This is a genomic window from Luteibacter sp. Sphag1AF, from assembly GCF_014192715.1.
Taxonomy (GTDB): domain Bacteria; phylum Pseudomonadota; class Gammaproteobacteria; order Xanthomonadales; family Rhodanobacteraceae; genus Luteibacter.
Genome location: NZ_JACHYH010000003.1, coordinates 328598 through 342794 on the forward strand (window position 1 = coordinate 328598; position 14197 = coordinate 342794).

General features: G+C 64.1%; 10 protein-coding genes. 4 read left to right on the forward strand and 6 right to left on the reverse strand.

Annotated elements, in window-relative coordinates:
• Positions 1 to 4: 4 nt before the first annotated feature.
• Positions 5 to 2314, forward strand: coding sequence for a glycoside hydrolase family 31 protein (locus FHW69_RS11010; protein ID WP_221195497.1), 2310 nt, complete (start codon positions 5 to 7; stop codon positions 2312 to 2314).
• 3 nt (positions 2315 to 2317) lie between these two features.
• On the opposite strand, the gene FHW69_RS11015 is transcribed toward FHW69_RS11010, so the two are convergent.
• Positions 2318 to 3658: a cation:proton antiporter gene (locus FHW69_RS11015; protein WP_183423099.1), complete on the reverse strand. Its 1341-nt coding sequence runs from the start codon at positions 3656 to 3658 to the stop codon at positions 2318 to 2320.
• A 154-nt stretch (positions 3659 to 3812) separates the two neighbouring features.
• On the opposite strand from FHW69_RS11015, the gene fabV reads away from it, so the two are divergent.
• Positions 3813 to 5018, forward strand: coding sequence for an enoyl-ACP reductase FabV (gene fabV, locus FHW69_RS11020; protein ID WP_183423250.1), 1206 nt, complete (start codon positions 3813 to 3815; stop codon positions 5016 to 5018).
• A 66-nt stretch (positions 5019 to 5084) separates the two neighbouring features.
• Here the strand turns inward: fabV and FHW69_RS11025 are convergent, their stop codons facing one another.
• From FHW69_RS11025 to FHW69_RS11040, 4 genes are all read right to left on the reverse strand, one after another.
• Positions 5085 to 6674: a methyl-accepting chemotaxis protein gene (locus tag FHW69_RS11025; protein ID WP_183423100.1), complete on the reverse strand. Its 1590-nt coding sequence runs from the start codon at positions 6672 to 6674 to the stop codon at positions 5085 to 5087.
• Between the two features lie 116 nt (positions 6675 to 6790).
• Entirely contained in the window at positions 6791 to 7729 is a 939-nt protein-coding gene (locus FHW69_RS11030) for a type II secretion system protein GspK (protein WP_183423101.1), read from the reverse strand.
• Positions 7726 to 8379 carry a prepilin-type N-terminal cleavage/methylation domain-containing protein gene (locus tag FHW69_RS11035; RefSeq protein WP_183423102.1) on the reverse strand — a complete coding sequence of 218 codons (654 nt, stop codon included), beginning with the start codon at positions 8377 to 8379 and terminating at the stop codon, positions 7726 to 7728. The genes FHW69_RS11030 and FHW69_RS11035 overlap by 4 nt, the downstream gene beginning before the upstream one ends.
• Complete coding sequence (locus FHW69_RS11040; RefSeq protein WP_183423103.1) at positions 8376 to 8777, reverse strand: type II secretion system protein; 402 nt, start codon at positions 8775 to 8777, stop codon at positions 8376 to 8378. The genes FHW69_RS11035 and FHW69_RS11040 overlap by 4 nt, the downstream gene beginning before the upstream one ends.
• Before the next feature lie 323 nt (positions 8778 to 9100).
• Between FHW69_RS11040 and FHW69_RS11045 the strand changes: the two genes are divergently transcribed.
• Both FHW69_RS11045 and FHW69_RS11050 read left to right on the forward strand, forming a co-directional pair.
• Positions 9101 to 11488: a hypothetical protein gene (locus FHW69_RS11045; protein ID WP_183423104.1), complete on the forward strand. Its 2388-nt coding sequence runs from the start codon at positions 9101 to 9103 to the stop codon at positions 11486 to 11488.
• Complete coding sequence (locus FHW69_RS11050; protein ID WP_183423105.1) at positions 11489 to 12751, forward strand: hypothetical protein; 1263 nt, start codon at positions 11489 to 11491, stop codon at positions 12749 to 12751.
• A gap of 77 nt (positions 12752 to 12828) precedes the next feature.
• Here FHW69_RS11050 and FHW69_RS11055 read toward each other — a convergent pair whose 3' ends face one another.
• The gene (locus FHW69_RS11055) at positions 12829 to 14103 is read right to left on the reverse strand and encodes a substrate-binding domain-containing protein (protein WP_183423106.1); all 1275 of its coding nucleotides are present in this window, start codon (positions 14101 to 14103) and stop codon (positions 12829 to 12831) included.
• Positions 14104 to 14197: the final 94 nt, after the last annotated feature.

Consider the following 14197-nt stretch of genomic DNA (forward strand, 5'->3'; position numbering starts at 1 on the left):
AACGATGGCACGTCGTGCCATCGCCACACTGGTGCTGGGCCTCGCAGCGTGCGCTGCCTCAGCGGCGCCGCAGGTCATGCTGGATCGCAACGGAAGCCATGTTTCGATCGAAACGTACGCCCCCAACGTTGTGCGCGTGACGATCAGCCCGGATGCAAAGCTGGCCGCTGCGCCCGCCGGCTATGGCTTCATCGGCAAACCCGACGACAAAGGCTGGACGCACGACAGCAGCGCATCGGGCGATACCTTCCGCTCCGCCAGGCTCGTGCTGGAAGTTGCCGCGCAGCCGAAGCCCGGCCCGATGGACACCATGGCTCGCTACTTCGCGCCGACCCTGCCTCCCGTAACGCTGAAGGTGCGCAAGCCAGACGGCACCCTGCTGCTGGACATGACGGGCTGGGAAATGTCGCCGCACAAAGTCAGCGGCGAAGAGACGTTCCGCGTGGGCGCCAGCTTCAACGCACCCGCTGACGAGCACTACTACGGCCTGGGGCAGAACCAGGAAGGCATTCTCGACTACCGCGGACGCACGGTCGACTGCCGCCATGATTACGATGCACCCGCTGGCGAAACCGTCTGCGTGCCCTTCATGGTCAGCAGCAAGGGCTATGGCATCGTCTGGGACAACCCCTCTGTCACACGCATCACCGCGGGCGTCAACGGCCGCACGATGTGGCAGTCCAACGTGGGCGAACGCGTATCGTTCTTCATCATCACCGGCGATCACACCGATGATATCTACGCGGGTTACCGCACCATCTCCGGCGTAACGCCCCTGCCGCCGAAGGCGGCTTTTGGCTTCATCCAGAGCAAGGCACGCTATGCGTCGCAGAAGGAACTGCTGGACGCGGCGGCGGGTTATCGCAAGCGCGGCTATCCGCTGGACGTGATGGTGCTGGACTGGTTCTACTGGACCAAAATGGGGCAACTGGATATTGATCCGGAATACTTCCCCGACCCGGCCGCCATGAACCGCACGCTGCACGAGCAGGGCATGCAGAGCATCATCAGTGTATGGCCGCGCTTCGAGCGTTCATCGCGTTACTTCGACACACTGGCCGCAAAGGGCTGGCTGCTCAAGAACGACAAGGGCGAACCTCAGGATGGCCTTCCCTTCCGCAGCGACCGCGCAGGTGCGTTGATCGACAGCACCAACCCGCAGGCGCGCGACTGGTTCTGGGGCAAGATCCGCGACAACATCGCCTCGCAAGGCTTCGATTGGTTCTGGCTGGACGAAACCGAACCCGATCTCGTGCCCGATGGCTATTTCTACAGCATCGGCTCGGGCGACCGATATCACAACGTGTTTCCGCTGCTGCACACCCAGGGTGTGGCGGAGGGCTCACGCCGCGACCGCCCCAACAAGCGCAACCTGATTCTTTCCCGTGCCGCGTACACCGGCACCCAGCGCAACGGCGCGCTCTTCTGGTCATCGGACATCCAGCCGACGTGGGAAGTGTTGAAGCGCCAGGTGCCCACAGGACTGAACTTCACGGCTTCAGGCATGGCTTACTGGGGCAACGACATAGGTGGCTGGCAGACGCTGCCCGCGCAGCACACGCCCGAGCGCAAGCCGCTGCTTGATCCGTCAGCCGCGCGCGACGTGGTGGGCCAGTACGACGACTATCCGGAACTGCTCGCCCGCTGGTTCCAGTACGGCGCATTCACGCCCACCCTGCGCGTGCACGGTCTGCGCAAGCAGGTGGAAGTGTGGTCCTACGGCGAAGGGGCCGAGGGCGTGATGGTGAAATACCTGAAGCTTCGCTACACGCTGATGCCCTATCTGTACGCCATGGGCAAGCACACGTATGACACGGGTGCGCCGTTCATGCGTGCGCTGTACATGGACTTCCCGAACGATCCGCAGGTCAGCAATCTTGGCGATGAGTACATGTTCGGCCCCGCGTTCCTGGTGGCCCCGGTCACGGAGCAGGGTGTGGAGCACCGCGACGTATACCTTCCCCAGGGCAGCGACTGGATCAACTACTGGACTGGCGAGAAATTCACGGGCGGTCGCCATGTGACCGTGGCGGCTCCCATCGACATCATCCCGCTGTTCGTCCGCGCCGGATCCATCATTCCGATGGGCGTCGATATTCCCAGCACGGCGACGAAACAGCCACTGGCAAGCATCCGCGTCTACCCGGGCAAGGATGCCGACTTCACACTGTACGACGACGATGGCGTGACCAACGATTACGAAAAGGGTGCCGGCAAGAGCATCCGTCTGCATTGGGATGACAAGGCCCGCAAGCTCACCGCCAGCGACGGCAGCGACCTGAGTCGTCTCGTGCAGGTGATCAGTCCGCAGTAATCTTCAGTCGCGCGCGAGGCCCCTCGCGCGCAGCCTGTTGTGTCGCCAGCAAAGCAGCGGCGTCGTGGTCATTCCGTGGACCACGACGCTCGCAACCACCACAGTGACCACTACGTTGATGAACTCGTCGGCCACGCTGCCGGGAAGGCCATGCGTCAGCGCATAAGCCAGGTAGTTAAGGCTGCCGATGCCGCGAATACCCAGCCATCCCTGCAAGACACGCCGCGCGCGCGGCGTATCCGTGCCCACCGTGGCGAGATAAACCGCCAGCGGCCGCACCACCACAAACAGCACAAGCGCCAGGAGCAGTCCCTGCCTGGACAGATGAGGGACACAAGTGATGCCCAGCACCATCACCATGCCGGCAGCGATCAGGCGCTCCAGCGTGTCACCGAACGACAAGGCATCGGACACCATCCAGCCCACCGAGCGGGCCGGGTTGTCGGCGTTATCAGACTTGCGTTCGTTGGGATTGACCGTCTTCTCGGCGGGAAGATGGCGCGTTTCGTCGCCGCCATGCTTGCCCACGACGTAAACCTCGGCGCGCCGCAAACCGATGCCTGCCGCGAACACCGCCAGGAACGCGGACGCATGCAACGCCTCGGCGGCGGCGTAAGTCAGTGCCATCAACGCCAGCGCGAGCATGTCGCTGGGCGCCACGTCCGAGGAAGCTGCCTTCAGCCGCGCGCCGAGCAAGCCGATACCCCAACCGAACGCAAAACCCAGAAGCACGCCCGCCGGCAGCGACCAGGCCACATCCATCAGCATCCACGAACCCACGATGGACGATGGCGCCTGGCCGTCCGTCGCCGTCATCAGGGCCAGACCCAGCAACAGGAACGGCAGTGCGGACGCATCGTTCATGCCCGCCTCGCCGGACAACGCGACACGAAGCGCATCGTCGTCTGTGGCGCTGTCCACGGATACCAGGCTGGCCAGCACCGGATCAGTGGGTGAAAGCGTCGCGGCCAGCCCGAGGCAAACGGGCCACGGCCACGCCGTGAACACATGTGCCACGACCGTCATGCCCACCACGGTCAACAGCATCGCCGGCCACGCCAGCCGGGCCGCGATGTGCCAGCCGGAATCGGAAAACGGCAGGCGCAGCTTCAGTCCCGTGATGAACAGCGACACGACCATACCGGCCTCGGTCGCCTCCCGCAGCCAGCCGGCACCCTGGCGCAGATCCACATCCAGCAACGCCAGGCAGGACGGCCCCACCACGGCCCCTGCAATCAGGTAGATGGTGAAAGGCGTGATCGGCCCGCGTTGAATCCAGCCAGAGGCCAGGGAGGTGGCGAGCAGAAGCACGCCGACCAGGGCGATCCAGCCAGCCTCGCTCATGGGCACATTTCCACTGAAGAAGTGTCACCCATCATCCCCAGCGTCGAATGAAAATGGCGGCAATGGCTTGGGTAGCGGCGCCCGCAGCACCCTACGGCGGCGAATGTTGTCGATGCCTATTACAATGCCCGGTCTCGACGCTCAGGGCCTCTCCGTGATCATTCATCCCAAAGTACGTGGCTTTATCTGCATCACCGCGCATCCGACAGGCTGCGAAAAGAACGTGCTCGACCAGATCGCCACCACACGCGCCAGCGGCGCGACCGGCGAAGGTCCCAAGCGCGTGCTCGTGGTGGGCGCGTCCACCGGCTATGGCCTGGCTTCGCGCATCACGGCCGCCTTCGGCTACGGTGCCGCCACACTGGGTGTCTTCTTCGAGAAGCCCTCCAGCGACACCAAGACCGGTACGGCCGGCTGGTACAACTCGGCTGCCTTCGACAAGGCTGCCAAGGCCGAAGGCCTGTACAGCCGCTCGATCAACGGCGATGCGTTCTCCAACGAGACCCGCGCCCGCGCCATCGAAATGATCAGGGAAGAAATGGGCGGCCCGATCGACCTGGTCGTCTATTCGCTCGCCTCGCCCGTGCGCAAGCTGCCGACCACGGGCGAACTGGTGCGCTCGTCGCTGAAGACCATCGGCGAAACCTTCACCGCCTCCTCGGTGGACACCAACCGTGACACCGTGGTGCAGGTCTCCGTCGAGCCCGCCACTGAGCAGGAAATCGCCGATACCGTCACCGTCATGGGTGGCGAAGACTGGGCGCTGTGGATCGACGCACTGAACGATGCCGGCGTCCTCGCCGACAACGCGCGCACCGTGGCATACAGCTACGTGGGCACCGAGATCACCTGGCCGATCTACTGGCACGGCACGCTTGGCCGCGCCAAGCAGCATCTGGACAACACCGCCGCCGACCTGCGCTCGCGCTTCGCGGCCAAGGGGCTGGACGCGCACGTGGGCGTGATGAAGTCGGTGGTCACTCAGGCCAGCGCTGCCATCCCCGTGATTCCGCTCTACGTGTCGATGGCCTTCCGCATCATGAAGGAAAAGGGCATCCACGAAGGCACCATCGAACAGATCAACCGTCTGTTCCGCGACTCGCTCTACCGCAAGGACGGCGCCGTGGCCGCCACCGACGACGAGCACCGCCTGCGTCTGGACGACTGGGAGCTTCGTGACGACGTGCAGGACGCCTGCAAGGCCATGTGGCCCACCGTCAACACGGAAAACCTGTCTGAGCTGACCGACTATGCCGGCTACAAGAGCGACTTCCTGCGCCTGTTCGGCTTCGGCCGCACCGACGTGGATTACGACGCCGATGTATCGCCGCAGGTTCAGTTCGACGTGATCGAGCTGTAATTGCGCACGCACCGCTGAACGAAAAAGGCCGCCCGGTGGGCGGCCTTCTTTTGTGCACGATGAGCCTCAGGCCGCCTGCGCCACGTCGTCTTCGTCGTCAAAACTGAAATGAGCGACGCGCCCGGCCAGACCGGATGCCTGCTCCTCAAGCACCACGCAGGCCATGCGGATGCGATCCACCAGGTCACCGTTGCGCGACGTGATGACGTTGAGCTGGTCGAACGCGTCACCCATCTGCGACAACGCCTGGGCCTGATCGCCACTGGCCTGCGCGATGGTGGAGATGTGCGCCGCGATGCGCCCGAAGCCGCGCGCAATGTCCTCGAATGCCTGCCCGGACTCCTGCGCCAGCGCCGATCCTGCGAGCACACGCTCGTCGTTTTCCGACACCACCGCCTTGATGTCGCGCACGGACAACGAACACCGCTGCGACAGGTTGCGCACCTCCTGCGCCACCACCGCAAAGCCCCGGCCATGCTCTCCGGCCCGGGCAGCTTCAACGGCCGCGTTCAATGCCAGCAGGTTGGTCTGGAAGGCGATGCTTTCGATCACGCCGACGATGTCACGGATCTGGGAACTGCCCGCGCGAATGTCCGACATGGCCAGGATCGTCCTTTCAAGCACGTCCTTGCCCTGTTGCGTGCTGACAGCGACCGACGCCACTTCGTCATCGACAGAGCGACTGAGTGACGCGTGATGCCGCACGGCGCCGGAGAGGCCTGCCAGTTGCGCGGATGACTGCTGCAATGCCACCGACTGACTCTGCGTGCGCTCGGCAAGCTCGCGGCTGCCATCGCTGAGCTGCGTCGATGCAGACTGCACCGTGGACGCACTGGCGCCCATCTCGTGCACGATGTGGGTCAGGCTCGTATCCATGTCGCCCAACGACAACGACAGCATGCCCAGTTCGTCCTGCACGGCATTCACAGGCCGATGACCCAGACGTCCGGCCGTGATGGCACGTGCCACCTCGGACGCACGTGCCAGCCCATTCAGTACGCGCCGAAGCACCATGACATCCAGGGCGAGGGCCAGCAGGAAGCCCGTCACCAGCGTGGCCAGAAGATCGCGACGCGCATGGGCCAGTGCCGTGGCTGATACGTCAAACTGCACTGCGCCTTCATCGGCAAGTTTGTTGAGGATATTGCCCGCGTCCGTTTGCAGCGTGGTGAAAACCGGCAGCAGAAGATCGTCACGAAGCTGGGCGGCGTCCTCGTACTTCTCCTGCGCGAGCTGCGGCGTGATCCGGTCCAGGTACTTGTCCAGCGCTTCCTTGTGCGACGCGAATTCCTTCATCTCGTCCGTGTCGGGAAGACCGCCGCTCACCGAGAGATACGCCTCCCACATGCGACTGGCCAGCTTCTGATTCGTGCCGATGTTGGCAGCCGCCGTCTCCGAACGGGACGGAAGCTTCATGTCCAGCGACTCGGCAAGCTCCTGGGCGCTGGAGCGATAGTCCTCCATGAGCCGACCCACCACACTCGCGGTGGCCAGCTGCTTGGTATAGAGGATGCGCAGCGAATCATCAGCGCGGCTCATGGCACGCATGCCGATGACCGCAGCCACCACCATCACCACCACAAAACAGCCGATGCGAAGAGCAAACGCGAGACGCAGACCCTGGAGGCGAAGGCGCGCGAGACGTATCGAAATCATGATGGACAGCCGTGCAGGAGGAAAGAATTTCTGCTAGCCAGTCTGGCGCCGCGTAATGAAAACCTCACTGCACCCACGTTACCGAAATGACACACAAGCCGCACACGGGCGGATGGTCAGGCCCGCTCTTCGTCATGCCAGCGAACGATGAGGTACAAAGGCACGTCGGCGACGCGGGTGGGCAGATGGCGCGCGAAGCGCACCGTGACCGAGGATGCTGACCGTATGCCCGACTCATCGCGCGCCTCGACACGGATGGTCACGGCATTGACACCGTCAGCACCACCCACCGCCACACCGGACGGCAACGGCGGTGGTGGTGTGCCGGGCGGAGCTGCGTCGCGCTGCTGGATGTATTTCTTCGCCGACGCCAGGTCCATGCCGGGCAACGCGGCCAGCGCCAGCGCCGGTGCAAACTCAGGCTCGGGACTGGCACGCTGCGACCAGATGGTGATGGCGGGCTCAACACGCGCATATAGCGGCAGATCCATGCCCAGCACCGCCTGCAGTTCCTCAAGCACGGGCATCTGTCCGCGTCGCGGGCCATAGGACAGGCCCGCCTGCGTATAGGCACTGCGCGCAGTGGCCGCACCCGGCAGATCCGGGGTTCGCCACTCGACAATTCGCCGGGCAAGAAGCGTCGCGCGATCCGCTGTCGCTCCGGCCGCCAGGAAAAGCGCGCGGAGCACAGCTTCGTCTGCGGTGTTCAGATCAACCTTGCCTGCTTCGTTGGTGACAGTGACCGTCACGTGAACCCGATCAAAGTCAAACCCGAACGGACGTCCGTCCCCGATCCAGCGCGCTGGCGGCCCGGGGACAACGGGTGCCTGCTCGTCGTCGCCTTCCGGCGCAGCCTTGTGTCCCCAGACTTCATAGATGGCCCGCATCACACCCGCCTGCGCTGCATAGCGAACACGCAGCTGGGCCGACTGGTAACGTGTCTGTTCCCCCTCGATGCGTGCTGCGGCGGCGTAACCACCCACCAGAATGGCCAGCAACGTGCAGGCCCAGAGCACGACCAGCAGCGCCACGCCTCGCTGTTGCGTGTGCCTCATGGCGCGTGATCCGGCATCAGGGTGCGACCCGCGCTACGTACGTTCACGCCACCGGCGCTCTGTCGCGGCGCTACCACCAGGGCAGGCCATGCCGCTTCACCATCTTCCGGAATCACGGTGATGCGCACCGCAGCAGGAAGCGCAACTGTGTTGTCCCAATGGTCCGCCCAGCCTTCGCCCGCCCTGGCCGATGCAAACTCGAAGCGAACCGACTTCACCCGTTCGAGCAACACTTCCGGCGCACCCGGTCGCAACGCCTGCGGACTGAGGGGTACAGGTGCGAACAGCACCTCAAGACGATGCCCACCGTCGTGATTGTCCACCACGCGGATAATCTGCACCTGCGGGGCAAGCTTGTTGAGATACCCGGGGAGAGGCGCTACGAATCGGATTTCCGTATCGCTGCCGGTGAATACGACAGGAACTTGCCGGTCGTCCAGCTTCCATGGCAACGCCTGCGCCGCTGCCAGCTCGCGGCGGAGAAACTCCCGTGCGCCGCGCACGGCATCCAGCCGCTCGATCGCCGTCTGCCCGCGCTGCACGCTGAGTGTGGCCGAGCGGATGCCTGCATAAACACCAAGCAGGAGAATGGCCAGCAACGCCAGTGCAGCGAGCACTTCCAGAAGACTGAACCCTGCCTGCCGCTTCATGCGGGGGGAACCGGTGCCGGCGGACGCGGCTCATCCTGCACACGCAGCGTCGTGTAATTCGCCTTGCCAGCGCGCCAGATCACTTCCAGGTCGATGCGGTACAAATGCAGATCCGATGGTTTGATCCCGCCATCCGTTACGGGTGTCACGACCATGCGCCAGCGATACGTCGCATCGAAACGGCCCTCGGTCGTACCGGCAACAAGCGGCGCCGTGTGGCCTGCCGATTCCATTGCCGAGTCAGCCCACATCGCAGCGCGGTTGATCGCGGTCGATTGCGCGGTGAGATGCATGGATGCCGCAGCGATATGCATGACTGCGCCAAAGGCGATCGACAGGAGAAGGATCGCCGATATCACTTCAAGCAGACTGAAGCCTCCCTGCCCCCGACGAGGCATATCGAACCATTCCGTTGTCGTATGAATCCCCATGAAAGAAGGCTGACACGCATTTGTGTCAGGACGTCGAATGAGGCGCCGGGTTTCGGCATGGCGCGAGCAAGCGCGCTTCCGCACGGGGCTGAATGACAGACGAAAAGCGATTCTTCGCAGATTGCGTTGGAGCATTTTCGTGGTGCGGGGAACAGAACAGATCCACTGGTGAGTCCACCCGTGAAGCCCATCACTTTCCACTCGTGATGTGTGCCCATCGACTCGGCGCCCTTCGCGAAGCTATGCCATGATCCGCCGACACGGATGTCCCCTGTTCTTGAGGAAGTGGCATGAAGCCCTGGTTAAAAGCCCTGTGCGCCGCAATGCTGGCGTTGGGTATCGTGGTTGCCGCCGCGTATGTGTCCGGCGTGCTGGTGTTGTGGTCGCTGGGTCTTTCGTTAGCGCAGCTGCGTATTGATCTGATCTATAACACCCTGTGGGTGCTGGATCGTCCTGATCTGCAACCGGTGGCCACGCGCATTCGCGTCTGGACGCTGATCGGCGTGGCCGTGCCGGTGGTGCTGGGCGGTGGCCTGGGTGCATGGTGTCGTCGCTGGCAGCGCACGAACTGGCCCACACCCGTGCCTCCGTTTGCGCGGCTGGGCGACGGCGCGCGATGGTGGTCGTATCGTCGCGGACGCGGTATTGCGCTGGCATCCCGTTGGGGACGCAGCACCAGTGCGCCGGACGCCTCGGTGCTGGTGGTAGGCCACCGTGCCCCCGCCTCGCTGGTGACCACGCTGCGGCATGTGCAGGGACCGGTGCTGGTCATCGACCCGGGCGGGCACCTGTATGCGGAGACCGCCGGCTGGCGGGCGAAGGACGGGCATCCGGTGCTGCAGATCACGCTCTTTGGTGGCTGTCATGGCTGGAATCCGTTGCAGCCGGCGTGGACGCAGGATGGCTGGTCGGACCCGGCGCTCCGTGCCATCGCGGCGTGCTGGTATCCGCGCCAAGCGCAACGCAACGCGCTGCTGGCCAGTCAGGTGCAGCATGCATTTGTCGCGCTGGTGCACGTCGTGCACGATGTGCTTCACGCCGCTGGCGAGGGGGAGACCCGGGTTTCTCCCGTGGACCTGTTCCGGCTGTGCCGGTGGCACGCCAACCACCGGTCGCTGGCGGCGCTGGCCAGCCACCCGGCGTTGTGTTCGGCCACCCGTATCGCGCTGGACGAGTGGCGCGGGCTGGATCAGGCCACCATCGCGCGAATCTGGCAGGAGCTGCGTGGCCCGCTGGAGCCCTTCGCCTCGTGGAACCCCGACCGGGACGCCATCGCCCGCCATGGGGACTTGTGTGGCGGCCACGATCCGCGACGCGTCACGATCTATCTGGACATTCCCGGCGACCGTGGCGAAGAGGCGCGGCCGCTGATCGAGACCTTCGTGAACCAATGGCAGGCGCGGGTCGCGTACCGCGCCCCGAAGGTCAAACCGCTGGTCATCCTCAACAGCCTGCGGACGTTTCCGCCGCTGGCCTGCCTGACGGAGGGGCCGCAGGCGCTGCGCTGGCTGGTCTCGACCGCCGGGCTCGACACGCTGCCCGCCCTGTACGGCAAGGCGACGACGGCACTGCTGCGCCGGTTCGACCTGTGCGTGGTGCAACCACCGCCCGAGCGCGACTGGGCCGAGGCGCAGGCGCCCGTGTGCGGGGCGTTTATCCGGGCCCATGCCCCCGACAAGCACCGGCTCACGTGCCTGTCGCCGTGTGCGGACGACCTGATGACCCTGCGTCGTGGCGAGCAGGCCGTGATGGTTCCCTCGGGGCATCGCGCCGTGCGCTGCGCCATCCCCCGGCCACCGCGTCGCCGGTTACCGCCTCCCCCTGAGCTCCAAGGAGACCTCATGCCCGTACCCCTGCCCATCGGCATGCTTATCGCCGCGCTCCTGGCCGCGTGCCGCTCCCTGCCTCCCGCGGCGCCCGAGCCCACGGCGGACAACCCGTGCCACGCGCAGCCGTCGGTCACTACCAAAACCCTGACGTTACGCGAGGCATGCCTGGGGCCGCATCGGTTCCGGTTGCCGAGCAATCTGTATGACGGGCAGCGGGGGCAGGAAGGCGACAAGGAACGGCTCGACTTCTCCCTCCAGTGGCCGTCACTGCAACCGCTGCCCATGGGGATCGACTGGCACGATGATGCGCATACGTTTCTGTCCGAGATAGGGATTAGGATCCTGCATGTCTCCCGGCAGCCCGATGCGGTGTATCCCACCCTCCTGCGTATGTCGATCCAGCCGATGAGTTCCGACCCGGCGCAGCGGGCCGACCCGGCGCAGAATCTTGATATGCGCATCAAGGGTAAGCCCCTCTATGGCCTTATCCCGTACTACGCCGACTTCGACCGGCTGAAGACCTACTATCGCAAGGTGTATGGGCCGGACACCCGTGCGCACGAGCCCGACGTAAACGACGACTGGTTCGTGCGCTTTGATCCGGAAGGCGTGCCGACGACCGTCATCACCTGCGGATCGCGTCCCCTCCCCGATGGCGCGCATCTGGAACGGGATCATCTCGTGGACGACATCGAACGGGATGGAAGTCGAGCGTTATGCCGCCACGAATTCCTGATTCCCGAATACAAGGCTTACGTCTCCGTGGATTACAAGCGTGTGCTGCTGCCGCACTGGGAACAGATCGAAGCATCCGTGCGCGCCCTGCTGAAAAATGGGGAGATCCAGTAAATGACCTCGTCTTCCCCCGGATTGACCGAAAAAGATCTGGCCATCCTCGCCTATTACGTGAAGACGCGGAATCGCGAGCGCTACTGGAACTACCTGGCCACACGTCCCGGCGACGACGGTTACGGGGATCTGGCCCTCGGTGTCGTGCGTAACGACAACATGCCCGGGGCCACCGCGAACCTCTATGCCAAGACCTATGCGAAGGAACACAACGGCAGGGTCTTGACCGAGCGGGAGTGGGATAACTTTGGCGTCGACCTGATCGGGCGGGATCTGCTTTTGCGGAAGGAGCATTTCTACCAAAATTCGCACCCCGATCTGGCCCTTAATCTGCCTGTCAAGGACGTGCAAAAAGCCCACGACCTCAGCTTCAACAAGATCGACATCGACCCCAACGCCTGGACACCCCGCAAGGCGCTGGAAGCCCTGCGCCTGGACGAACGAGGCGCCGAGGTCCAGACCGAAGCACTCTGGAAGAGCATGCTGAACAACCGCTTCCTCGGCATGCCCCGCCTGATCCACACCCTGAGCGAGATAGCCACGGTGGACAGCCTGCGAGCCGCCGAACGGGCGATCTACAGCAAGGACATGAGTGCTGCCTACTTCTCGGCTTTAGACCAATGGACCAACCAGAGGCCCCACTTCATTGGCGACAGGAAGCACTACTTCGCGCGCGAACGCGATGGTGCATGGATCGAAATCATGGCATCGCCCATGTCGATGAATTCGAGTATGGGTGCGACCATGGATGAGCCGCTCATGCGGGACGTCACCGATCCGGCCGAACGCGCGCAACTGGAAGACACCTACCAGCTTCGCCGGGAACGCGAAAAAGCCCGCGACGCCACCCACCCGGACGATACGAGCCAACTCGTCCCCTCGCAGCATCCGCTGACCCACGTCGTGCCCCGGGCCAGCGCGCCGCTGCCCGGGGAAGATCCGCTGTACTCCAATCTGCGCCAACGCCTGCCGATGGAGGTGTCCAACGACCAGGTCGCCCTGCTGAGCTGTCATGTCAGACGCTACGAATCGCTACGACCGATCAGCGTGAACGACGCGCAACTGGAAGACAACCAGATGGTCGTGACCATGCCGCACAAGCGGGTGACGCTGAGCATGGACGTGCCGGCACCGCCGAAGGAGTTCAGCATGGAGCAGGCCCAGCAGCTGGATGCCGACGCCAGGGAGCAGGCCATCGAACGCCAGATCTCCTTTGCACGACAGCTGGCGATGGAGCGCAGAGGACATTCGTTGAGTCGCTAGACGATGAACCGAAAAAGGGAAGAAGGAGCTTCATGCTCCTTCTCCCCTTTGTGTCGAATCCGTTCGACTCAGCTGAATCAGTTAACCACGCAACCGTTGATCTTGGTGGTCGTGATGTCAGCGTTGGTCAGGAACGACAGGCCGGTGCCGGCACCGATGTTGGCGGTGGCAGTGCGGATCGCCGAGTTGTACGGAGCAAACAGCAGGCTCTGCACGTTGGCAAGCTGCGAACCGTTGCCCTGCGAGTTGCCCAGCAGGTAGGACACGGCAAGGATCGGGTAACCCGAAGCCGGCGTGGCGTAGTTCGACGGATCAACCACAGCGATGCACTGGTTGGTCAGCGGCAGCGCCTGCAGGGTCGGACGGCCGTTGGTGTCGACGGCATCAGCGATCACCTTGTCGTAGCTGAGCGAGACAGCAAGCGGCGAACCGTAGTTCGACGGGTTCACGAACGTGGTGGGAGCCGAATCATTCGCGATGCTGGCGAACTTGGCACCGGCGGTCAGCGCGTTGGCCGTTTCGGCATAGCCGATCGAGCCATCATTGGCGAGAACCGCGGCAACGACGGCCGGGTTGCCCGACGCCGGGAGCGTACCTGCATACGAGCTCAGGTAGGCAGCAGCAGCCGTAGCGAAGGACTGGTTCGTCTTGAACGACGTGGCAACGCCGTTACCGCCGATCGAGGTCGCGCCGCACTTGGCCGACAGGTGGTTGGTCAGGGCGAACGACGTGCCGCTGCCGTCCGAACGATAAGCGATGGAGATGCTACCCGTGGCCGTGTTCGGGACGCCGGAGCCGGCGAGACGCGAATCGCTCCACGACGTGATCTGACCGGAGAAGATCTGGCAAACCTGGGTTTCCGTCAGCTTCAGCGAGGTGACGCCCGTCTTCTTGTAGACGATGGCAATGGCGCCGGCAACGGCCGGCAGCTGCACCGGCTGACCCACGCTGTGGCCAGCGCCGTAAGCGGCGTAGTCAGAAGCGGAGAGCGGGGAATCGGAGCCGACGAAATGCGGCTGAGTGAGGCCCGTGCCGCCGAAACCGGTCGGAACAGCCGTCGCGTTGCAAGCAGCGCTGACGTTGGCCACGCCGGTATCGTTACCAGCGAGAATCTTCTTGCCGGTGCCGCTGCCGGTCTGGCAATAGGTCGTCGCCGGGTTGCCGGAAACGTGCGAGTAAGCGTAAAGCAGCGAGCCGTTGGTCGGCGTGATCAGACGGTTGCTGACGTCGCCGCCGTAACCCACTGCCGGCAGGGTCGCGCCACCGCCAACCAGCGTGGTCTGCGCACCGGCCACCGAAGCCAGGCACATAAGCACAGCGCCCGCCGCCAACTTCATGCGGGTCTGACCCATCGAATATCCATGACGCATGGTGTATCCCCTTGCATAGAAGCCCCCCATTTGGGGGCTCGTATAAAGTGGCAGAGGGGAATGACGCGCGAATTAA